Genomic DNA, 24716 nt, shown 5'->3' with positions numbered 1-24716 from the left:
ATGTGAATTCCGGTATTTCCAAAGCGATCTGCTGTGAAACTGTTTTGGCTGTGAAATGTATTATTAATTAGAATTACGGATCCGTAAATCTTGGGGAGGAAAATATTTAATTATAGGAATGTCAGCATTCAATAAATTTAAAGAACGCGTTCTTGCCAACTATTGGGAAAAACACAAAAACAATGAATTACATGACCGATTAGCAAATCCAACTTCTGCTAATCTTAGAGACTATGCCCTATTCCTTTTGAATGAGGGTATGAATCCTGATGACAGAAAAACGCTGAGAGATTTCTTTATTTTAAAGGATGAACTAGGGGATCTCGAAAAATCAATAGCCGGAATTGACATTGACAAATTAAAACCTGTACGATATTTTATTGATGGTAAAACCAGCAATCCCGATGAAACTATTGTAAAGCTTTTGGCCGTGCTGATTGACTTTCAACCAAGACCATTTAGGATCGATGATTGGGTAGCGGATATAAACCCTAAATCAAGAGAGACTTCCATATTACCTTTAAACCAATCTCTTGAAAAAGAGGATCCAAAATTTCCTGATACAAGTAGACAAAGCTCTGGAATAGGTTCCTCGTCTCCGGAATCAGGAACCAATACTTCGAAATTCAACAAAAAGGCAATAATGTGGGTGGGATCTGCCGGACTGATTGCAGCAAGTTTAGGTTATATTACCTTCAAGGATAAAAAGGAGTGCATGGTTTGGTTTAAGGACCGATACATTGTGGTAGACTGTTTAGACAATAACATGTGGAATCAAAAGGTAATAGCTTTGGATGAAGACAGATTAAAAAACTTTAGAAAAATCACGAGATATGATACTTTAGGTCTTAAGGATGTAAATAGAATTTGGTATTCGAAGGTCAATAATGAAATTGAGTTTTTCACCACGGCAGGATTGCATCCCGAACATAGCGAACGTGGACTAAAACTCGCCAGTGAATATATTATCCGAAAATATGCAATGGGCGAAGAACCTGATACCAGTAAAAATGAAGAGTAAATGGGCAAATAGATAGGTTGCCCATTTATCCTTTTCAATATTAAGCGATATCCACTTCCTTCATTAAATAGACATCTTGAATTCCTTGAAGCAGTTCTACACCTTCTTTCATTTGCTTTTGAAAAGCCTTTCTTCCACTGATCAAACCTGTTCCCCCAGCCCTTTTATTGATTACGGCTGTTTGCAAAGCATCCCGAAGGTCATTCTTACCTGAAGCGCCGCCTGAATTGATCAATCCCGATCTTCCCGCAAAGCAATTTAATACCTGATAACGGCAAAGATCAATAGGATGGTCCGAACTCAATTCACTGTACATTCTTTCATCAAGCTTACCATAACTACTGTTTCCTAAATTTAAGGCCTTATAGCCTCCGTTGACTTCTGGTAACTTCTGCTTAATAATATCTGCTTCTATGGTCACCCCTAAATGATTAGCTTGTCCAGTCAAATCAGCAGATAAATGATAATCCACGCCATCCTTTTTAAAAGCATCATTTCTCAAATAACACCATAGGATGGTTGCCATGCCCAAGCTATGGGCTTCTTGAAAGGCTTTGCTCACTTCAACAATCTGTCTTCCTGACTCCTCAGAGCCAAAGTAGATGGTCGCACCTACTGCAGCAGCTCCCATGTTCCAAGCTTCGCGAACTGTTCCGTAGAGAATCTGATCACTTTTATTGGGAAAGGACAATAACTCGTTGTGATTGATCTTGACAACAAATGGAATCTTATGCGCATATTTTCTAGATACAGCGCCTAGCACGCCGAATGTTGATGCCACAGCATTACATCCACCCTCGATTGCCAGTTTGACAATATTCTCTGGATCGAAATAAATAGGGTTTGCAGCAAATGAAGCGCCAGCGCTATGTTCGATGCCCTGGTCTACTGGAAGAATGGAAAGATAACCAGTATCTGCTAACCTTCCATGTCCAAAAATATTTCCTAGACTCCTTAAGACCTGCGGATTTCTGTCAGTCGGTCCATATACATCATCAATAAAGGATGGAGAGGGTAAATGAAGCAGTTCTTTTTTTACTGTCTTACTTTGATATTTTAACAAGTCCTCAGATCCTAGGTGTTCAATCAATTTATTGATATTCATTTTATTATGTTTAAATCTTTATAAAGGCTATTATAATAATTGAACATGATGACATTAGAATTGTTTCTGGTAACAATGAATAATTTACCAACAATCGGTAAAAATATTTATTTAAATTTGGTCGAAATTTTATCCTATTTAATTGAAAACCAATCATGATGAACCTCTTAATAATCTTGATTAGTATCTTGGCCCTGTTAATCATTCTATATTTTATATATGTAGAGCATAATTTGCATTCAGAAGATAGAGAACGGTTAAAGATTTCCGAATTCGGTTTTGAAGAAAAACAGGTCAGTTTAGAAAATGGGATTGTGCTAAATTATGGTGAGGGACCTGATAACGGTCCAGCACTGATGTTGATCCATGGCCAAGGGGTAGATTGGAAAAATTATGCAAAAGTACTTCCGGAATTATCTCAAGATTGGCATGTATTCGCAATAGATTGCCATGGACATGGGAAATCTAGCCATGAAGCACAAAGTTACACCGCAGAAAAAATGGGCACTGATTTTATCTGGTTCATTGATCATGTCATAAAAGAACCTGTCTATCTATCAGGGCATTCCTCTGGAGGTCTTCTGGCAGCTTGGATTTCTGCAAATCATATTCGGATTCAAAGTACGGTCTTAGAAGATCCACCCTTGTTTTCCACAGAGAAAGACCGTTGTCAAAAAACTTTCGCTTGGCAAGACAGCTTTCGTATAGCCCATGACTTTATTCAACAATCTGAAATAAAAGATTATTTAACCTTTTACCTCCCTCGAAGCTATTGGAAAAATAAGTTCAAAGGCCTCTGGAAAATCATTATTTCAAAAGCAAATAAATTCCGAGCAAAGTATCCTAATCGAATATTCAGAATAGGTTTTATCCCATTAGCCATTAATAAGATATGGGAATCGGCATCAGATAACCGATATGACAAAAGATTTGCTGATAGTTTTTACGATTGTTCCTGGTTTGAGAATTTTGATCAGGCAGAAACTCTAAAAAAGATTTACTGTCCAACAAAATTGATTTTCACCAAGAATTCTAAGTGGAAGCAATATGATGAAAATGGCATCCTCATGGCTGCTATGTCAGATGAGGATGCCATTAAAGCTGCAGGTTTAATCCAAGATTGCAAACTGATAACCGTCGATTCTGGTCATGGTTTTCATGATGAACATCCGGCAGAGTTTATTAAGATCATAAAATCTATGCAAGGAATTTGACCTGCATTATAAATTAACCTGCATAGTTTTTTTCTCCTGATTTCTGAAAACTTCAATATTCAATTTATTCATATACTGATCTCTCTTCAATACAAGCTGTAGGTCCTTCAGTTCCTTGACATCCACTGATTGACATCCAACAATAACATCAGACTTTTGAATCCCTGCTTTTGCCAATGGAGAATTTTCCTCAAGCTCTAAAACCAAGACCCCTTCCATCGTTGGAAGCCCAGCAGCAGATTGTTCCCCTAAGGATTCAATAGATTTTAGCTTAGCTCCTTTCCATTCAAAAACTGCACCTTTCGAAATATTTCCTTCTTTATGGATTTCAGGGATATGGGGCGAATCCAACAATCTTTTTAATCTGGTATTTCTTACTCCTACATCATTTAAATTCAATGACTGAAAATTGATGTTACCGGAAATTAAATCAAATTTTCCGATCGCTACATCTACGAAATTTAAATCCACAACCAATGAATTAACATCCACCGATTTGGCTTGGTCTGCTTGCAGGTCTTTTAAACTGGTATAATAGTTTTCATCAACCTTATCTCCCCAATAGTTAACCTGAATATCTTGATGAGAATGCATCACAATATTATTTCTAAAAACGTCATGGCTGTTTTTGAACCATACATGGGGATGAAACCCATTATTGATCATGATATTATTGTAGACTGTCCTATAGAAACCTTCTCGCAATTTCAATCCTCCACTAAGACAGAGGTTATTAAATATTTCATAGTTCGATGAACCATCATCAAGGTCAATATCCCAACCATGATCACAACTAAATCTATTGTTACTGATGATCGTTGTTTCAATTGCATCCAATTTAACCCAGTCTGGATGGGCTTCCACAATTCGGTCCATCTCTTTTCTATCGGGATGCCAAAAACGGTCTCTTCCCCAGGAGTTAAAAGCACCATGGTCGCTAGTTTCTAGGACGGTATTGAATACATCGTTAAATGAAATCTGATGTCCTCCCCATGTTCCATCACCTACATTAATCCCCGCTCTTGGGACATCATAAATACTGTTGTGCAGTACAGATATTCTTGCTGACATTGAAATTTGAACCCCGGCAACTTGTTTTTCTATCAGGCCAATATTTCTAATCACATTATCGTTCGCCTCACAATCTGCTGGATAGTTTTCCGTTTTGGGACCTGGAATAGTGTCTATTTCATTTTCAGGAACGAATTTCTCATACCTGAAGGAAGGACTTCGAACAGCCTGAGGATCCCCAACAAAATTTATAGCACCCCCACCTATCCTTTCCATTAAATTCCCGCTCACTTTTACTCCTCTATTATAATTGCTCAAGAAAACGGCATTTCCGCCCAGATCGATAAAGTCAGAATTGGAAACACTACAATGTTCTGCACCTTCAAAACGGACCGCAGCCTGCCTATAAATGGTCCAATCGCTTCTCAATAATGGTTCTTCCGTTTTCATAAAAGTTGGATCTGTTTGCACAAAACGGATTCCCGTTATATGCACCTCTCGAACTGGTTTTTCCATTGATCCTTTAACTGAGATCAAAGATTCTAGTAGAGGAACTTCAAATTCAAAGTTATTTGGATCCTGATCTCCGATATTTAAATATAGCGTTGAACTTGATTGATCTAAATACCATTCATTCAACGTATCCAATTCCTCGAATACATTTTCCACAAACCGATATGTTTCATGCATTTTGCTAGGTCGATTATTTTGTAACCCTCCTTCTAATTTTAATTCTCCATTCTCATCTTTACCACTTACCAAATAATGGAATCCACCCCATCTACCAATATGTAAGGCATGCACAATCGCTCCCTGTGGATTCTTCCAACCTTTAACTCTTTCGGGGCTGATAGCGTCTTCAGCATATCCATTGAAAGGAAGAATCTTACGATCATAATTGGGATATCTTGCTCGATTTAATAAATCACCATTTGCAAAAAGCCGTTGAAATTTTAACCCTGCTGGCACCTTAGTTGTCCAAAGGTTATTCTTGGATTTTGTCCAGCTCAGATTCAGTTTATTTGCTGCTGAAAAAGTCACCTTCCTTTCATTAATGGCTTTTATCGTAATGCCATCGAAGTTTATTTCCAATGGTTTTGATAGATAATATTGACCATCGTTGATAAGCATTTCAACTAAATGATCTGGATGTGAGCTTTTGTATTTTCTTATTTGTTCCAAGGCATATTCAGCAGAAGCAAAGGGTTTGTCCTTCGTTCTTCCCTCCTGCTTATCAGAACCTTTTTTTGAAACAAAAAATGAAGTGGTTTTTTGTTGTGCGCTTGCCATAGGAATGATCAAGATCATTGCCATAGCAAGCCAAAAAACATTTGAAAATGATTTTAATAGAAAGTGCATCTGAGTGGTTTTGAGTTTAGAGTTGATTATTTCAACCCTTAATATAAGAAATTTTCAGCTCATTTGGAGTAAAACCATACTTTCTTCTAATTTTCTTCAAAATTGTACCTTTAATTACATGAAATTATTTCAATGAAATGAAAATTCTGATTATTGAAGACGAAATCGAATTGGCTAAAAGCATGATTCAGTACCTATCAGAAGAGAGATACCTTTGCGAAGTAGCAAATACTTTCTCTGAAGCCAAAGATAGGATTGAAAACTTTAGCTATGATTGTATTCTATTGGACATCAGTCTTCCAGATGGCAATGGGCTAAAGCTCTTGGAAGAATTGAAATCTTTAGGAAAACAAGATGGTGTCATCATCATATCAGCCAAAGACTCATTGGATGATAAAATAAAGGGACTACAAATCGGGGCAGATGATTATTTGACGAAACCTTTCCATCTATCCGAATTGAATGCACGGATCTATTCCTTAATGAGAAGGAAACAATTCAATAACAGCAATATCATTACACAAGGCAAACTGGAAATTGATTTATTAGCAAGAACTGTTTCTTCTAACCATAACATTATCCCATTAACAAAAAAGGAACTCAACCTATTGTTATATTTTATCGGCAATAAAAACCGAGTCCTTTCTAAAAGTATATTAGCGGAACATTTATCAGGTGATTTTGCGGATATGCTCGATAATCACGATTTTGTATATGCTCATGTCAAAAATCTCAAAAAGAAATTGAATGAGGCTGGCTGTGATCACTATCTAAAGACTGTCTACGGAACTGGCTACAAATGGGAAGGATGAAAAACTTATTGCAAAAATCCTTGAAGCAACTAAGCATATTTGCTTTTATTGTCTTTGTATTGAGTATACCCTCCTATTTTTTATTAGTTGACTGGATATGGATTAAAGAGCTTGATGAAAACAACAAATTGATTGCTCAAAGAATTGAAAATGAATTCAACGCTCAAAACATTAGTAGGGAAAACATCCAACAAAACATCAAATTCTGGAATGAAATACAACCTGTCAGCAAAATCAAGCCTAACCAAGCCCCTTTAAAAAGCGATAGTCTTTACACAATCCGCAGACAGAACATTTACTTTGACACTGAATCCATTGATCGTTTCAGAGGCTTGATGACAAACATTAAAATTAATGGGCAAAATTATGTTTTAGTTGTTGAAACCAATTTGGAGGAAACAGAGGAAACAGTTGTATATATCGCTATTGCAACTTTAGCTTTCTTCTTGATTCTTATCATTGGCTTCTGGATATTGAACCGAAGACTTTCCAGAACCGTTTGGCTGCCTTTTCAAGACACTTTACAAAAGTTAAAATCCTTTAAACTAAATTCAAATAATACCTTAGAATTTCAGGATACTGATATCAAGGAATTTGCAGAATTAAACGAAACCCTTGACAAATTATTAAAACATAACATCAACACTTTCAATCAGCAAAAGGAATTTACTGAAAATGCTTCGCATGAACTGCAAACGCCACTCGCAATCCTTAAAAATAAGTTGGACATCCTATTACAAAGTGAGGATTTGACGGAAAAGCAATATCACATTGCCGAAGAAATGAACCAGGCATTAACTCGTAGCTCTAGAATCAATAAGAACCTCCTATTGCTAGCCAAAATTGAAAACAATCAATTCGACAGCTCCGAGAAAATCAATATCAGCAATATAGTTAATGAAAGCCTAGAAAATCTAAAAGAACATTTTGAAGAGCTTCAGATTACCTTAACAAAGGATGTCACCCCTCGTGTTCACCAGCTTGGAAACAGCAGTCTTGTTGAAATTCTTATTCACAATCTTTTGATTAATGCCTTGAGACATAGCGAACCAAATGGAAGAATAGGAATCATACTGACAGGTGAAAGCTTTCAAATTTCTAATTCTGGTCAAAAGGAACTCAAAGCTAAATTCCTGTTCACACGTTTCGCCAAGAATTCAAAAAGTATACACGGAAGTGGCCTAGGGTTAGCAATCGTAAAAGAGATTTGTAAAAATCAAGGATGGGAAATCAAATACCAATTCTCTCAGCAAAAACATCAATTTACAGTTCATTTTATGCCGGAAACTTCAATTCAAAAGATATAAGTTATACCTATTGTTGCAATTCAAAATTTCTTCTAATTCCTATCACACCTTTGAAATAAGTAAAATACTTATTAAACAATATCGAAGATGCTATTTGAATTATTCATTTTATTTGCTGGCAGTATCATCGCTTTTTGGATCAGTGCAATATGCGGAGGCGGCGCAAGCTTGATCCTAATTCCGATATTAAATATCTTTCTGCCTGCTTCCCAAGTCCCCTTTGCTCTAACCTTAGGAACTTTCTCTAGTTCAGTTTCAAGAATCAGCATGTTCAAGAAACATATCAATTGGAAAATATTTGCTTGGTTTGTACCATTTTCCATTCCAGCAGTTTTAATCGGAGCCTACCTAGTTAAATACATCAATCCAAACTATTTACAGGTCATTATAGGGTCCTTTTTGATCAGTAACTTACCGCAGTTATTTAACTCTTCAAAAAAGGATACAGAAACAAAGCAAAAATATCCTAACTATCTTCTTGCCATAATTGGATTTCTAGCTGGTTTTATATCTGGTATAACAGGTGCAATTGGACTTTTATTTAACCGATTTTATTTAAGGTTTGCCTTAAAGAAAGAAGAGATTGTTGCAACTCGTGCAGCCAATGAAGTCTTCCTGCATTTCATTAAATTATTTATTTATGTATACTTAGGTCTGTATTCTAAATCAGCTATATACCTTGGGATTATCATTGCCAGCGCCACGATTGTTTCAGCATATTCCATCAAATATATATTGCCCTTTATAAGCGAATATCTATTTAAAAAAATAGGATTTATTGCCATGGTTCTTTCAGGTTTTAGCTTGCTATGGACAACGAGCAATAAAATCATAGAGCAAGATAATTTCAAAATAGAATCCTATAATGATGGAACCAAAAACTATTCTACAGTGACTTGGAAAAGCTCGAAAATAACCTTTGAATACGCATTGAATTACGGACTGGAAGTCGAAAAAACCATAACAGCAAAAGAGCTTCCCGACCATATATTTATTAAATACAGCAATATTATCGATCAATATGATGAGATAATCCTTGAAAAAGTTTATTCCATTGGACACAATCCTTCATATGAGTTCAATTGCTATAAAGAAAATAAACTCCGCAAAATCAAAATTTAGAAATTCAAAATTTCTTCTAAATCTCCAATGATATTGTATTCCATATCAAAAGGAAACATTACAAGAATGTCTATAAAATTTAGAGTCACACTAATTACTTTGGTCTACGTGCTATCCAGTATGGTTAGGGTTTCAGCTCAGACCCAAGATAGCACTAGCCAAATTAATCAAGTTAAAATTGACATTCAAGACCAGGACATAAATAACTATAAATTGGATTACAGGCACCTCATTGCACCTACAGTGTTCATAGGTTTTGGGATTGCTAGCCTGAGTAATGAATCCTTGAAAGAACTCAATAACTCCACCCGATATGAAATATTTGAACATCAACCTGATCACATACAGCTAGATAATTATACCCAATATGCCCCAGCTTTGTTAGTATACGGTCTGAATGCAGCCGGAATTAAAGGAAAACACAATTTACGCGATAGAACAATAATCTACCTCACATCCCAAATGCTCAATGCGGCAATGGTTTTGCCTTTAAAGCACCTGATCCATGAAGAAAGACCTGATGGCTCCAACAACCTTTCTTTTCCTTCTGGCCACACATCTACGGCATTTTCTTCTGCACAATTTATGTTCAGGGAATATAAGGACAGTAATATCTGGCTAGGAATATCAGGCTATTCCTTCGCTCTGTTCACTGGAGTTTACCGAACCATCAATAATCGTCATTGGGTCGGTGATGTAGTGGCCGGAGCAGGATTTGGAATTCTATCCACAGAACTTGCATATTGGTCTTATCCTTTAATAAACAAACTATTAACTAAAAAGGACATTCAAAATGCTTCCATGATAATGCCATTTTACCAAAACAAAACGTTTGGCTTAAGTTTTTGTAGAGTATTTTAAATATCTATTCAATATGTGGATCTTTTATGCATTACTTTCGGCCTTATTTGCAGCATTGACTGCCATTTTCGCAAAAATCGGAGTCACTCAAATCAATTCCAACCTAGCAACAGCTATTCGAACTATCATTGTATTATTTCTGATCTGGAGCATCGTGTTAGTCAAAGGCGAGCTGAAAGAAATTGCAAATATCTCAAAACAGAACATCTTATTTTTAATCTTATCAGGTATTGGAACCGGACTATCCTGGATATTCTATTTCAAAGCCCTGCAGCTCGTCAATGTGTCTCAAGTTGCTGCAATTGATAAATTAAGCGTAGCCATTACTATTATCCTATCCATTATCTTCTTAAAAGAAGCACTCACAGTGAAAACTGCAATTGGGGCCGGGCTAATTATCTTAGGCACCTTGGTTCTTACCATGAAATAGCATTGGTTATTAAGGTATTATCAAGTGTAATTTTGAAAAATCAATCAAACTTGTTACAAAAAAATATTCAAATAATTAACTTATTGATTTTTAATTAATTAATAGTTTTACTGACAGAAAGAGTTATTTTATCAAAACTTTAATTAATTCCCAAAATATGATGGGTCAGACAACCATTCATCACAAAATAATTAGTTTTAACTAATATAAACCCCATATTTTCCAACTTTTACCAAAAAGGATTATATTCTTTTATTTATTAATCCAAATATCAAGTAGAGTATTATATTTTCTTAGTAATATTCCAATTTGTTTATAAATGTTAAAGTTTTTCTATATTTGACACAATCAATAATTATGAAATCAATAAGCCTTCACTTATTGAAAATGTTTAACAAATAGTATTACTAACAAAATTTATTTACGAACAACGAAGTATTATGAAACAAAGATTACTCAGCGTTATTCTGCTGTGCTTGCTATTCGTAGGAGTAGCAAATGCACAACTAAGGCAGGTAAGCGGTAAAGTGACTTCGGCCTCGGATGGCACCTCCTTAAGCGGGGTATCAATCCGTGTTGATGGAACGAATACTGCAACCCAGTCTGATGGTGATGGTAACTACACCATCGATGTATCTAGAGGAAATGCAACTCTTGTATTTTCTTATATTGGATATGCAACACAAAGAGTAGCAGTAGGTACCCAATCTACTGTAAATGTGCAATTAACCTCCTCTGACAACGAGCTTGAAGAAGTTATCGTAACGGCATTAGGGGTTAAGAGAGAAAAAAGAGAATTAGGCTATTCTGCTGAACAAGTAGATAGCAAAACCGTTAACAAAGCCAGTGCTGTAAACATCGCCAATGGTTTACAAGGTAAAGTTTCAGGATTGAATGTAACGACCTACAATTCTGGCGTTTTTGAAGATGTCCGCATAAATTTGCGCGGTATCAGATCATTGACAGGTAACAACAACCCATTATTGGTATTGAATGGTGTACAGATGGATATCAAATATCTTTCTTCCCTAAATCCAAATGATGTTGAAAATGTATCTGTGTTAAAAGGCGCTGCTGCTGCAGCAATCTATGGTCCTGATGCACGTAACGGGGTGATTTTGGTTAATACCAAAAGCGGATCTGAAAAAACTGACATAAATGTTAGCCACTCTACCCAATGGCAAAACATCTCCTTCTTTCCAAAATTGCAAAAACAATTCGGACAGGGTTACGATGGCATCATCGACCCAGTAGAGAACTGGTCATGGGGACCAGCTTACGATGGTCAAATAGTTGATATTGGTCCGCAATTACCTGATGGTAGCCAACAGACAACTCCTTATGTAGGTACAGATGAACGCGAAAAATTTTACGACACAGGTGTCACTAATCAAACCAACGTATCTATTAACGCAAAAGACTTTTTCTTAAGTTTAGAAAACTCTGACATCAAAGGTATAGTACCTGGTGATAAAAACAGAAGAAATGGTATTCGCTTAAATGCAAAACGTGAATTTGGTATGTTCAGAGCAGGGGCTAACTTCAACTACTCGCAACAGAACTACAACACATTTAACCAATCAGGCCCAGAAAACTACTTCACAGCCCAAGGTACAGGTGGTAATGACGGTCTATTCAGCCAATTGATCAATACAGCTGCGCATATCCCCCTTACAAGCTATAAAGATTACAAAAACAATAAATTCGCGACTTACGAGAACTGGTTCACTAACTACGGCTTGAACCCATACTTTACCTTAGACAACTGGCGTACTTCTGGCAAAAAGCAGGATTTGATTACTAATATCGACCTTGGCTTAAAACCATTCGATTGGTTAGACTTCACCTACCGTGCAAGTTTAACGTCTAGAGGAATTGCAGAACGCGATCTTACCGTAGGTAATAAATCTACACCTTTCGGTGAATCTCGTGGCAAGACACCTATTCCTTCTTCATTAGAAGAATATAGCTATAACCAAACAATTTTAACCTCTGAATTCTTTGCTAATGTCACTAAACAAATCAATGATGATTTCAAATTCAACGGTATCTTAGGAACCTTTGTAAGACAGAATGAATACAGAGCGACAACTGTAGGTGCAGGCAACCTTGTAATACCAGAACTATATAACATCAGCATAAGGACCGGAAACTTAACCGGTAACTCCGACGGTTATAAAACAAGATTGTTTTCTACCTACGGAAGTGCTGGTTTTAATTACAAAAATTGGGCTAATTTAGAATTCACAGGCCGTTGGGACAAAACTTCAACATTAGCTCCAGGAAACAATTCATACTTTTACCCTGGAGTAAATGCTGCAGTAGTGGTTTCAGATGCTCTTGACATCACTTCTGATTTCTTTAATTATTTAAAAGTTAGAGGTGCTTGGACCAATACTGCCAATTCAGACATTAGCCCTTACTTCCTTGAAGCAACATTCTCTCAAGCCAATGGATTCCCATTTGGTGTAGTTTCTGGTTTGACTGCCAACAATGAATCTTACAACTACAACCTTAAACCAGAACGTATCAATACCACTGAAGCTGGTTTTGAAGCAGGTTTCTGGAACAACAGATTAACGTTAGAAGCTACTTACTTCTTCTCGAAAAATACTGACCAAATTATCAGGGTGAGTACTTCAGAAGCTTCTGGTTATTCAAGAACAAATACCAATGCCGCTTCATTCAACAGCAAAGGTGTTGATTTTGACTTCAACTTATCTCCATTAATTAAATTTAATGATGGTGGTATCAGCTTCAGAGGAAATTTCCTATGGAACGATTCAGAAGTAACAAGCATCTACGAGGCTCAAGGATTGAACCAAAAAGAACTTGCTGTTGGCGGATATATTGCTGCAGGAAACTATGCAATCGTGGGTGAACCGGCATTTGTCATGCGTGGCACCGACTACGAGAGAGATGACCAAGGCCGCATCATTGTTAGTGAAGCTGATGGTCGCCCTTTCCAATCATCAACCAATGTAAACTTTGGTAGAACCCTTCCTAAATGGATAATCGGATTGAACCCATCTGTAAACTACAAAAACTTCAATCTTTCAGCGTTATTTGAATATAAAGGTGGCCACGTAACTTCATTCTTTGGATTAGGTTCTGCAATGGCATGGACCGGTGTTTCTGAAGCTACAGCTTACAACAACCGCGAACCATTTATCCTTCCTAACTCTGTGATTGAAGATCCCAACAACCCAGGTTCATACATACCTAACACCACTGCGAAAATTGGTGAAAACGAACCTATTTACAACTACTATACAGGAGAATTCGGAAATACTGCATCTAATTTTATTGTAAGTGCAAACCATTGGAGATTTAGGGAACTGGCATTATCGTATGATATCCCTGAAGCATGGCTTTCAACAAGACAGAAAACCCTGAAAGGTCTTTCTATCGCACTTGTCGGAAGAAATTTAGCTTTATGGCTTCCTAAAGAAAACAAATTCATGGACCCTGATTTTGACAGCATGGCTTCTGATTATCCGAACGCTTATGGTAATGTCAATGACACTTCAAACCCACCTGTTAGAAATTTTGGATTTACAATAAATGCTAGGTTCTAATTTAATCGAGAAGAAAATGAAACAAAAAATATTATTGGCAGTACTAGCAACTTCTTTAGTACTGTCGGGTTGTAAAGATAGTTTCTTTGATATCAACACCAACCCAAACAGACCTACGATTGCCTCTGTCACTCCTCAGTACATCTTACCGATGGTATTGAAGCAGACAGCAACAAGAATGGGAACTCAATACTCCTTTGCAGCCTCATGGACCGGATATTATGGTCGCGGTGCTAGTTATGGACCAAGTTTACCTTTGGAAAACTACAGTATCACACCTGCATTTCAGCAAGCTCAATGGGCTAATAGTTCAACCACTTGGTTTGATGTCCTAAACGACGCCGAATTAATGGCTCAAAAAGCGGAAGAAACCAATGAAACATTTTTCTTAGGTGTATCCAAGGTAATTAAGGCTATTGGTTTTATGTACCTTGTTGATATGTACAATAACGTACCTTATAAAGACGCATTAAAAGGAGATGCAAATATTGCTCCCACATATGAAAAGGGACAAGACATCTATGCGGATTTACTTGTACAACTTGAGGAAGCAAGACAAATTTTCAAGGCTAACCCCGAAATTTCAGATGCAACAGCGACAGCAGATGTCCTTTTTGGAGGCGATTTAACCATGTGGAGAAAGCTGGCAAATACCCAATCCCTTAAATTATTGATCCACCAATCAGAGTTTGCTCAAAACCCTACTGCTGAAATTGCAAAAATTACGGCTGATGGCAGCGGATTTATTGAAGCCGGTAATTCAGCCAATTTAACCTTGAGCTTTGCCAATAACGACGGCCAAGTAAACCCTGTCTATATGTCTTATGTAGCAGATCAAAGTGGAATTGAAACAGACGCATTCAATAGAGTAAGCGCATATTTATTAGATAGATATGTATCAAACAATGATATCCGTTATCAATACCTTTTCGATAAGGCTGATGATCCTGTAGATCCTACCATTGAATATGTAGGTGCAATTTTTGGCGGACCAACCGTTCAAGGATTGTATTCTGCGAACCAATCTAGAGTAGTTGGACCAGGTATCGTTTCTTCTGGTTCTGACCCAATGTGGTTCTTTACATCTGTGGAGAGCTTATTCCTTCAAGCAGAAGCAACTCAACGCGGCTGGCTAACTGGAAACGCTAAAACTACATATGAAAACGCCGTATCGGAATCCTTCAAATGGCTAAACGTCAGCAATGCACAAACAGAAGCAGACGACCTTCTTGCGGCTTCAGCTAATTGGGATAATGCAGCCAACAAATTGGAATTGATCATTAACCAAAAATATCTATCCCTTCCTAGTATCAACAACTTCGAAGCTTGGGTAGATTACAGAAGATTGGGATTCCCTACTGACGTTCCTCTATCTGCTAATCCTAATATTCAAGGACGTAAGATCCCGCTTCGTTTGATGTATCCTCAAAGTGAATACAGCTACAACAATGCAAATGTAACTGCTCAAGGAGACATCGATCCACAGACCAGCAAAATTTTCTGGGACGTGAATTAATTTGCACAACCAATCTGAGTTAATCAGATTAAGAGTATAAAAGAAGATCAGCAGTAACCAAATGGTTACTGCTGTTTTTTTTCATTCATAGGGTAAGTAAATGCATGCTTCTCCCCTTCCTTATCCTTAGAATTTCCCTCCAAAAAGTCTGTTTTATCCCCGATTTAACTTACCTTTGGCAGATATTAAAAATTTAAGAATGAGCGACAACAAGATTATTCTTCCAGATCAGGCTTCTCAAGAGCAAAAACATGTACAGGTGAGAAAAATGTTCAATTCCATTTCCGGGAATTACGACAAACTCAACAAGGTCATTACTTTTGGCATGGAAAAAGGTTGGAAGAAAAATGTCTACAATCTTGTCGCAGCAAAAAGCCCCAATAAAATCTTGGACATTGCAACCGGAACCGGCGACATGCTCCTGCTTTTCGCAAATAGCAAAGCCTCGGAAATTATCGGAACGGATATTTCAGAAGGCATGCTGGCCGTAGCGGAAGAAAAAGTAAAACAATTGGGACTGGAAAACAGAATTAAACTAGATCAGCAAGACGCAGAGAACCTTGCCTTTCCAGACAATAATTTTGATGCCATCAGTATTACCTATGGAATCCGAAACTTTGAAAACCTGGACAAGTGCCTACAAGAGATATATCGTGTAACAGCAGCAGGTGGTCAACTTATCGTCCTTGAAACCTCCGTACCTCAAAATTTTATCCTGAAGTCAGGCCATTTAATCTATACCAAATGGGTAATGCCTTTATTGAGCCGTATGTTTAGCAAGGACAAAACCGCCTATAAATACCTTTCAAAATCCGCATTAAACTTCCCGTATGGCGAGGAACTAAAAAAACGCTTCGAACAAGCCGGATTCACCGACGTAAAGATAATGCCTCAATTTTTCGGCGCCTCAACCATTTACCAAGGGATAAAGAAATAAATCAGATATAAAAGCTTCAAAAAAAGGATAGTGTCACAAAACACTATCCTTTTTTTATTGTTTAAAATATCAAATTTCTTAAATCAATTACATCACACTATTACAACCAAAAACCCCATTTCCCTGTCTAAATACTAAATACTAAATACTAAATACTATATACTAAATACTAATCTGCCATGCATACCCTACTACCCTTTATCCTGGTATTAATACTTCTGATCGTATTTTTAACCATTTTCGCCAATCAGCTTAAAATAGCCTATCCTATTCTTTTGGTTTTGGCAGGTTTGGCAATTAGTTTTGTTCCGGGTCTGCCCCTCTTAAAGATAGACCCCGACCTTATCTTCTTTGTCTTTCTGCCACCGCTCCTCTATGAAGCCGCTTGGGGTGTCTCATTCAAGGAAATGAAAAAATGGTGGCGGATCATTGGAAGCTTTGCTTTTTTGGTGGTATTCTTCACCGCATTTCTAGTCGCCATCATATCCAATCAGATCATCCCAGGCTTCAGTTTGGCGTTAGGCTTTGTCCTAGGGGGAATTGTCTCCCCTCCAGATGCCGTCAGCACCGGGGCAATCACCAAATTCGTGAAGATCCCCAAATCAACAACTGCCATTCTAGAAGGCGAAAGCCTTTTGAACGACGCATCTTCCTTAATTATCTTCCGTTTTGCTCTGGTAGCAGTAGGAACGGGACAATTTATTTGGCAAGAGGCAGGAACGCAATTCCTATGGATGCTGTTTGGGGGAGTTGGCATTGGCCTTTTGGTGGCTCAGATCTTTATTTGGATACATAAACACCTGCGCACCGAAGCAGCATCTGATATTGCCCTGAGCTTGATCAGCCCCTACTTCATGTATTGGTTGGCAGAGCAGGCGCATTGTTCAGGAGTGCTCGCGGTTGTCGCAGGTGGTCTGTACATGTCCTCACAAAGGCTCAAGTACTTGGCAGCAAGCAGTCGGATCAAGGGGGCCTCCGTTTGGGAGAGCTTTGTATTTCTATTGAATGGAATGGTCTTTTTATTAATTGGACTGGACCTCCCCGAAATAGTGGCCGGAATTCGGGCTCATGGAACCCCGTTGGGAACAGCTATTGGCTACGGCATCATCATCACCATCGTATTAATTGCAGCTCGAATGATTTCAGCCTTTGCTGCCATGTTAGCAACCCTCATTTTTAGGCCCCAGATTGCACATCAACAACAGTTTAGTACCCGAAGATGGTATACTCCGCTATTGATGGGCTGGACAGGTATGCGCGGCGTGGTCTCCCTGGCTGCGGCTTTGGCCATCCCTTTAACCCTTCCCAACGGCGAAGCATTCCCACACCGGAACCTTATTTTGTTTATCACCTTTGTCGCCATCCTATTGACCTTGGTCATACAAGGACTCACCTTACCTTATTTGATTGCTAAAACCCAGCCCTTCAAAGGCTATAAAAATGAAGAAGAAATGGAAGAGGAAAATAGACGGAACATGAAGCTCGGACTAAAATCCCATGTCTACAATTTGGTCAAGGATAGATATGAAAACCAACATCAAGGCGACGCAGCCATGGAAAGGATCTTGAAGTATTGGGAAGATCAATCCAAAGTTCAAGAACACAGTTGGATGAATGGAGTAAGCAAGCAGACCTTACTGGAAATCTTCGCTGAACAAAGGATATATTTGACCAACTTAAACAAAGATGAAAAGTATGATGAGGAATTGATACGTCAGCAGATCTATCAAATTGACCTAGAAGAAGAAAGAATCATCTTGGTTTTCAAAAGCCATTTGCCATAATAAAAATAACAAAACAGCCCTTAAAGCGTTTATTAGGAAACAATAAAATCAAACTTATGCCGACATTGGAACAAAGAATTGAAGAATTAAACAGACAATTTGGATTTAGGGAACATCCCGAAGACTTTAACTTTGAACTGAACCCTGAACGCATTGTCTATAAAAATGAAGCCCTACGAACCAAAAACCGGGACTTATATGCTTCCTACCTTGCAGATAATTATCCAAGGGAAATGGATAGGGAATTAGCAGATTTTGACCAAAAAGCCAATAACTTAATCCAGGTTAGCAAAGATGAGGCTGAACAGCTTTTTGCCGACAGTAAAATCAACATGCTAAAAAGTGACATTAGTTTCAAGGACCCTGAAGCCATTTTTCAGATGAAAAAAGTAAATGAAGAAGACCTCAACTGGCATTTAGAAGGCCATGAAACAGACTTACTGAATGGCAACTCCAGACCTTATGAAGCCCTGGAAGGCAAAAGCAATATCTGGCTTTTAAAATAAACCCTCCCCACCTTTCCATACTAAAATACACACTTGATAAATAAAATCCGCAACTACTGCGTAGTTGCGGATTTTACTTTGTTACAAAAGAAAATAATTCCAAAAAATTATTTTCATACCCACAATTCCTTAAAAACCACGATTATATCCTAATAAACCAAATAAAGCTTACTACATAAAAGTTAATTTTATTAACATAAATATATGTTGGTTATACATTTACTTATTTATTTAAACAATACAATATATTTTCGCTCACATTTTTAATTATTTAGTTAATAAACACACAATAACTATTTCTTTGCAAACAAATAGCATGGACCACAGCACTAACAAAAAGAAAGTTTATGTCAAGCCAATTATCCTCATCGAAGAATTCGAATTAGAGGAAGGGATTGCAGTCGGATCTTATAATATTAAGACAGGAGGACCTTCAAATGAACCAAAAGTAGAAGATTGGGACATGAACACAGATGGTAAATTCAAGAATTTTGATCTATAAATTCTTAAAAAAAACAATTAAGAACCAAGCTCAAATTAAACCAATACTTAATTTAACATGATAACAGTTAATAAAACCTATTTATTTCATGCTATTTTCCTGATTTTTATCTTAACTATACTAGCATGTAAAAAGCAAACTGGAGAAACAGAGAAACCTAATCCTTCCAAAGAAAATTCACTTCACTTTAGAATTCAAGGTGTCCAAGACATCAGTGAACCTGAATTGAATCATGATAATAGTAAAGCTTCAAATAGTGTTACAGCAAGGAGACGAAAGATTGCAGCAGAAAGTGAAATCGTAAGTTTAGATGGTATTGATGCCATTATGATGGTAACAGAGGAAATACCCAGCCATTACCCAGATAAGATGGAAAAGAAATCTCTCACGGTAAAGAACAAACAGTCCAGAACTTCGGGCAATGGAAATTTTGCCCGCGCGATCTCCCAACTGAAAAATGGTGTGCGATATAAAATTGTACTATATAAAGCTGATCCAAATGGCAAGCCAATCGAATTTGTTGACCAAGCTGATGGTCAGGTAGGTGGTACGGATGTTTCCATTGAAGCATACAGAAACACGAATTATCGATGGTATGCATATACTTACAACAACAACAGTGCTTTAGAAGTATTTACAGCAAATCAAAACAGCCTACCAGTAAAACCTTCTGGAAACAATAATTTATTGAGGCAGGACTTTGCTTATGCTACTGGCCTCATAACTACTGGCAATGTCATCGATGGCAGTAGCAGCATCAACAACATTGTCTTGACCAGGAAAACCGCGCAGATCATAGTTGAAATTAACTCTAGGGGCATGTTCGGCGCAATAGCTTATGCCAGCCCTCGATTCAAGGACAACTCAGGTCTTAGCAGAGCTGATTTCAGATTAATCGATAGCAGTTACCAGAACCCAAGTACTATGATCAGTGCCTTGAATGTCTATAACCATCATGGTTCTGGTTTTTCCGTACCAGTGGGAACTGATTCTGTTCCAGAAGCAGATTGGAAAAGAAGATACACCTTTTATACAGTTGCTAATGGAACTGCACCTGTAAACTTGGTTGTTTCTTTGGACACCCTTAAAATAAAAAGCGAGCGACTTTCTGAATATGGTGACAACCCTTATTATTTAGAAAGAGAGTTTTATAATCGTGCATTCAGTTTCCCAAATTTTATCCCTCAACCTGGAAAAAGTTATTTTATTTCAATCAAATTGGTTGAATCTGCTATTCCAATTGGTAATACCATGTGGGCTAGAGCAAATGTGTACCGAAATATTAAAAGCCCTAGACTACCTGGCAATTATTATGAATACAGATTCCGATATGACAACCCTATTTTCAATTCGACCGATGATGTCCCCCACATGACCGATATGTTTACCAATGATATCTACAATATAGGTGGCAAGAACATCTGTGAAAGAATCTATCCAGAAGGAGTTTGGGATTTACCAACAAGAGATGATTTCAATCAATTGGATGATTATTCCAACAAAGAGTTACAGACTGTAGGCTTAAATTGGTATACGAGAATAATCCCACAAAATCCTACATCCTTATCAATCGGATATGTTGATGGGTATCTTAATTTTGTTCCAATGGGTTACAAAAGAATCAGCACAGAAGGATTTAGCCAATATTTTCCTAACAGTTTAAACTTTATGCAAACAAAAGGCTATTGGAGAACCAAGGAAGCTGCTGTATTTGCACAGTTCAATTATAGTCTCATGTCCAGAAATTATATCAATACCGGAAATTATACAGCGACTTGGAATGCTTGCATCCGATGTGTCAGAAAAAAAGGTTAATCGCCGATTTTTTCCAAAAATATCCGATCTAGCTCAAATTCATTACCTTTCTCTCCCTGTTTCCGGACGTGAAAGGTAATGGAATTGGTTTGTTTCGTGATCTTAATAGTTCCCATTTCTACCTTCTCATTCAATTTCTCATGGGCAGCTTGGCTTGACTTCCAATCTGCAATTAGCTTTTGCCTTTGCCAAATGGCGAATTCAGCCCCATTTTTCTTCTCAAAATAGGAAATCGACAATTTATACTCCCCTTCTGGAACATCAGTGAGCATAACTCGAACGGTATGATGCCCATCAGAACGCATCCTTAATCCACGGTCTTGCTTGACTTCTGCCCCACCACCAAGTGTTACTTCCATCAACTGTGGGAAATACTCATGAACCGTTGGCAAATAAACCTGACGAAGTGCATCTGTAGGCTCAATTTTTGAACGCAAAGGTTGGGCAGCATAATACATGGCGATAGATGTATAATCCACTGGAAACTCATTACCTTCTGGACCATGCTCGATAACATGGTCAATCTCCTTTTCAAAAGGCATTTTATCCGTCATGAAAAAACGATAGGCCCCTGTCCTTCCCATTGGCAAACTATAATCCAGTGATCCATGGATGGGCAAACTTATCCCACGGTCCCATCTGTCCAACAAAGCATACCAGCCCCCATTATAATAATCTTCTGAACCTGTTCCATGCAACCTTTGTTTCCCATCGATATGGGTAACATCATCCCCCTCAAAGAACAAGGTCATGCCCGGCCTTAAGCCTTGAGCTAGATGAATGGTCCCTACATAATGACCCTTTCCATTAGTTTTTAAAAATTCATAATATTTACCTGTCTCTGGCTTTTCCCTTCGCCATACCGCATAAAACTTCCCTTCTTTCTCCTTTTCTCTTGCCTCATCTGTATAGTAAACCTTAGTTTTGATTGATATGGGCGCTTGTTCCAGATTGGCTCTTTTCTTATAGACCATTTTCAGTTCAGCAGATCGGTCAAAAGGCATAGGCATATAGCTATAGTTTAGGTTTCCCTTACTCCCCATTAATAGACCCCGCATAGCTTTTTTACCATAGGCATATCCAAAGAAATCAGCAACCGGAGCATAAACAGCTTCAATTTTTTCATCATCCCATTTTGCAGACAATACTATATCTTTTTCCATCCCTTCAAATGATGTCCCTGCATCCACTTCCAGCCCAACAATCCTTCCACCCTTATTTGCTTTAAAAAAGTCAAGTTCTTCACCCGGGTTGATTACAAATGTCTTTTCTACGACCTGAATACCCGCTGACTTGCCTTTAGCAAATAGATCGGCACCTGGATCCATACCCGTATAAATTTTACTTAGCTCTTCAATCTTGGCCTTTTCGATTGGCGAATAGTTCCCGGTATAAGATTCAACTTTTCTATCAGGCATTTGCCTATTCTGGATCTGTAAGAACAGGATTTTCTCCCCTTCAAAAACTATTTTCAACGACTTCTTATAAGGAATGGGAAGATAGGTAAAATAGCCCCCGACCTCATTCCCAGAAATTCCCTTCACAAATGGAAAAACATTCCCTGAAAAAAGATCTGAAAAACGGATCCTCAACCTAGCTTCTTTTTCACCATCAAAATAGAAGGCCAGGGTATCATCGGTTGGGGTCGGTGTCCAAATTCTATTGACAACACCCGATCCCTTAAAATCTGCAATGACCAAATGATTCCCTTCTTTTCGGATAAAAGAATAGGCTCCTCCAAATCCATCATCGTTTTTCCCTGTCCGATCATAACTTGATATTTGTTCAATATATTCGCCGGTCCTATAGGATGGAAGTAAATCAGGACGGATTAAATTATCCAACTCCTCAACAAAACTATACTGTGATTCTTGCGGAAATGCCGGATGACTGTTTAAAACAATAAAAGTAATGGCCAAAATTGACAGGTAATAAGCTCTTTTCATGGCAATGGATTTTGAAAATTAAACTGCTGTTTATAAAGGTATTAAACGTTTAAGCTACTCTAAGATAAAGAAAATAACATAAATTAGACCCTCTTTCCAGAATAGCAATTCGTCAAGATTGTACTTAATTGTACGGAATCTGGATACAAAAACGCCATTTTACCTTTTAGGATAGAATGGCGTTTTTATATGTTTTAATAAGTTAAGGACAGTTCAGTAAATACTGCTTTTTTATTGGAACCACCTTTGACTTGCAGGCCTGGCCTTGGACTGCGGTCCCAAGGTGCAAGTTCCTTAAGGTTAAAGCTGCTTGCATCGTTTATTTCCATAACTTTCCAAATATCTTCTTGAACCGAAAAGGATGCCGTACAGCTAAGATCATCTTTTGTCTGAAGCCTTAGGGAAATTTCTTTCGTATTCCCTGGAATTTCTTGGCTAGAAAGGATCTTGTACTCCTCTCCACTTGCCTGCCATACTATAACTTTCTTTCCTTGAACAGATAGACCAAGAGCACGATCTTTATCTCCATAGATCACTACCCCTTTCAGAAGTTCTTGATCCGACTTCAATAAATCCAATTTGGCAGTTAGGTCGTATTTCTTGCTTGCAGGCCTCCAAGTTAACACAGACCCAACTTCATTTGCTTTTATCTCAGCAGCAGATAGTTCCAAACCCGTTGAATTCAATTCTATTTTAGGAATAGCATTCCTAAAATCCCATTGCCCAAACAAAGCTGATCGTTTAATATTCTTGAAATCCAAACTGAAACTTGATGTTCCATCTTCACTATCATTTTTTATGAAATCAAAAACAGGCTTATTTTGATCTGACCATTCCAACTTTGCCAATAAACCTTGCCTTCCAGTAAAGACCGTCCCATCTTGGCTATAACCATGAAATAGGTAATAATAATCTCCTTTTTTGTCGGTCACAAAAGTACCATGACCCATGCATTTCCATCTTTCGTTGCTTCCTAATAGCACAGACTCACCTACATCTTCATATGGACCTCTAATAGTTTTTGAGCGAACCGCCTGTACATGGTAATCACATCCTGGACCGCAGCATGCTCCAGCAGAATAAAACATATAGTAATACCCATCTTTCTTAATAAAACTCTGCCCCTCTATACCAATTTTTGCAGTATCTTGTAATATAGAAAATGGTTCGCCCTCAAGCTTCATACCGTCCGCTGACAGTTTACTGCCCAATAACTCTATAGGTCGCTGATCAAGACCATAGGCTTTCCAGGTCATGTAAAGATCCTTACCATCCCTGACAACAAATGCATCGATAGACTCGGTTCCATAATCTACAACAATCCCTTGATCGACAAAACCTCGATCCGGAAATTTGGAGGTTGCAACCCCGATACAGGAAACTCCATCTGACTTACGCTTTGCGGAGTAATACACGTAGTAAGTCCCATTCTGATAAAAGTATTCTGGTGCCCAAAAGGAAGATGCGATCCAGTCAGGAGTTTTTTCAAAAACAAAACCCACCTGTTTCCATTCCCTTAAATCTGTCGAGGTATAAATGGGCAAATGGGGAGCCCACTCACTGGAAGTTCCCACTGCATAATATTTTCCATTGGCTGATATGACGCTAGGGTCTGCAAAATCACCAACTATTCTTGCTTGGTTCTGTGCCCTTAATGGCGAAGAAATGAAAACAGCAACAATCAGGAAAATACCTGCTAATATTCTTTGAAAAGTTAGTTCGTAATTCATAAGGTTTGTATTGATTAATTGCAAAATAGCAAATAATTCACAGCCAATCAAGGCTTAGCTAAATTGTTTAAGCCATCTATATATGAATGCAATGAAAGATTATTATTGAACGCAATTTCCGCATCCAAATTGTAGCTTGCGGAATCTCCGTAATCCTTTT

Annotated in this window: 18 protein-coding genes; 14 read left to right on the top strand and 4 right to left on the bottom strand. The window is 37.8% G+C overall.

The genetic code is table 11. The features are described from left to right. Positions 1-118: 118 nt before the first annotated feature. Entirely contained in the window at positions 119-1021 is a 903-nt protein-coding gene (locus ACWIB3_RS14435) for a hypothetical protein (RefSeq protein WP_185212549.1), read from the top strand. 40 nt (positions 1022-1061) lie between these two features. Here the strand turns inward: ACWIB3_RS14435 and ACWIB3_RS14430 are convergent, their stop codons facing one another. Then, the gene (locus tag ACWIB3_RS14430; protein ID WP_454291947.1) at positions 1062-2126 is read right to left on the bottom strand and encodes a class I fructose-bisphosphate aldolase; all 1065 of its coding nucleotides are present in this window, start codon (positions 2124-2126) and stop codon (positions 1062-1064) included. Positions 2127-2281: 155 nt separating this feature from the next. Between ACWIB3_RS14430 and ACWIB3_RS14425 the strand changes: the two genes are divergently transcribed. Continuing rightward, positions 2282-3340: an alpha/beta fold hydrolase gene (locus ACWIB3_RS14425; RefSeq protein ID WP_454291946.1), complete on the top strand. Its 1059-nt coding sequence runs from the start codon at positions 2282-2284 to the stop codon at positions 3338-3340. A gap of 6 nt (positions 3341-3346) precedes the next feature. Here ACWIB3_RS14425 and ACWIB3_RS14420 read toward each other — a convergent pair whose 3' ends face one another. Beyond that, complete coding sequence (locus ACWIB3_RS14420; RefSeq protein WP_454291945.1) at positions 3347-5710, bottom strand: PDZ domain-containing protein; 2364 nt, start codon at positions 5708-5710, stop codon at positions 3347-3349. A gap of 137 nt (positions 5711-5847) precedes the next feature. Here ACWIB3_RS14420 and ACWIB3_RS14415 point away from each other — a divergent pair, with 137 nt between their 5' ends. The 12 genes from ACWIB3_RS14415 (at position 5848) to ACWIB3_RS14360 (ending at position 20880) form a co-directional block, all read left to right on the top strand. Further along, entirely contained in the window at positions 5848-6522 is a 675-nt protein-coding gene (locus tag ACWIB3_RS14415; RefSeq protein ID WP_254527610.1) for a response regulator transcription factor, read from the top strand. Continuing rightward, the gene (locus tag ACWIB3_RS14410) at positions 6519-7829 is read left to right on the top strand and encodes a sensor histidine kinase (RefSeq protein WP_454291944.1); all 1311 of its coding nucleotides are present in this window, start codon (positions 6519-6521) and stop codon (positions 7827-7829) included. The genes ACWIB3_RS14415 and ACWIB3_RS14410 overlap by 4 nt, the downstream gene beginning before the upstream one ends. Before the next feature lie 87 nt (positions 7830-7916). Further along, positions 7917-8951 (top strand): sulfite exporter TauE/SafE family protein, encoded by a 1035-nt coding sequence (locus tag ACWIB3_RS14405; protein WP_454291943.1) that lies wholly within the window; start codon positions 7917-7919, stop codon positions 8949-8951. A 66-nt stretch (positions 8952-9017) separates the two neighbouring features. Beyond that, on the top strand, positions 9018-9812 hold the full coding sequence (locus ACWIB3_RS14400) for a phosphatase PAP2 family protein (RefSeq protein WP_454291942.1): 795 nt from the start codon (positions 9018-9020) through the stop codon (positions 9810-9812). 13 nt (positions 9813-9825) lie between these two features. Continuing rightward, the gene (locus ACWIB3_RS14395; protein WP_454291941.1) at positions 9826-10242 is read left to right on the top strand and encodes an EamA family transporter; all 417 of its coding nucleotides are present in this window, start codon (positions 9826-9828) and stop codon (positions 10240-10242) included. 440 nt (positions 10243-10682) lie between these two features. Next, positions 10683-13820 carry a SusC/RagA family TonB-linked outer membrane protein gene (locus tag ACWIB3_RS14390; protein WP_454291940.1) on the top strand — a complete coding sequence of 1046 codons (3138 nt, stop codon included), beginning with the start codon at positions 10683-10685 and terminating at the stop codon, positions 13818-13820. A 16-nt stretch (positions 13821-13836) separates the two neighbouring features. After that, a complete protein-coding gene (locus ACWIB3_RS14385) occupies positions 13837-15336 on the top strand; it encodes a SusD/RagB family nutrient-binding outer membrane lipoprotein (protein WP_254527625.1) in 1500 nt (499 codons plus the stop codon). Between the two features lie 199 nt (positions 15337-15535). Further along, positions 15536-16273 carry a bifunctional demethylmenaquinone methyltransferase/2-methoxy-6-polyprenyl-1,4-benzoquinol methylase UbiE gene (ubiE, locus tag ACWIB3_RS14380; protein WP_185216776.1) on the top strand — a complete coding sequence of 246 codons (738 nt, stop codon included), beginning with the start codon at positions 15536-15538 and terminating at the stop codon, positions 16271-16273. Between the two features lie 179 nt (positions 16274-16452). Next, positions 16453-18057 carry a Na+/H+ antiporter gene (locus ACWIB3_RS14375; protein WP_454291939.1) on the top strand — a complete coding sequence of 535 codons (1605 nt, stop codon included), beginning with the start codon at positions 16453-16455 and terminating at the stop codon, positions 18055-18057. 56 nt (positions 18058-18113) lie between these two features. Further along, positions 18114-18563 carry a hypothetical protein gene (locus ACWIB3_RS14370; protein ID WP_454291938.1) on the top strand — a complete coding sequence of 150 codons (450 nt, stop codon included), beginning with the start codon at positions 18114-18116 and terminating at the stop codon, positions 18561-18563. Between the two features lie 316 nt (positions 18564-18879). After that, positions 18880-19065, top strand: a complete 186-nt coding sequence (locus tag ACWIB3_RS14365; RefSeq protein WP_185216778.1) for a hypothetical protein — start codon at positions 18880-18882, stop codon at positions 19063-19065. A 57-nt stretch (positions 19066-19122) separates the two neighbouring features. After that, positions 19123-20880, top strand: coding sequence for a hypothetical protein (locus ACWIB3_RS14360; protein ID WP_454291937.1), 1758 nt, complete (start codon positions 19123-19125; stop codon positions 20878-20880). Here the strand turns inward: ACWIB3_RS14360 and ACWIB3_RS14355 are convergent. Both ACWIB3_RS14355 and ACWIB3_RS14350 read right to left on the bottom strand, forming a co-directional pair. Continuing rightward, positions 20877-22826, bottom strand: a complete 1950-nt coding sequence (locus ACWIB3_RS14355) for a glycoside hydrolase family 172 protein (RefSeq protein WP_454291936.1) — start codon at positions 22824-22826, stop codon at positions 20877-20879. The two genes, ACWIB3_RS14360 and ACWIB3_RS14355, sit on opposite strands and share 4 nt — an antisense overlap. A gap of 194 nt (positions 22827-23020) precedes the next feature. After that, positions 23021-24556 carry a glycoside hydrolase family 43 protein gene (locus tag ACWIB3_RS14350; RefSeq protein ID WP_313259767.1) on the bottom strand — a complete coding sequence of 512 codons (1536 nt, stop codon included), beginning with the start codon at positions 24554-24556 and terminating at the stop codon, positions 23021-23023. Positions 24557-24716 lie beyond the last annotated feature (160 nt).

The sequence above is a fragment of the Sphingobacterium sp. NPDC055431 genome (genome assembly GCF_053644255.1).
Note: the sequence above shows the minus strand (reverse complement) of the source record. Positions and strands in the feature narration are given on the sequence as shown.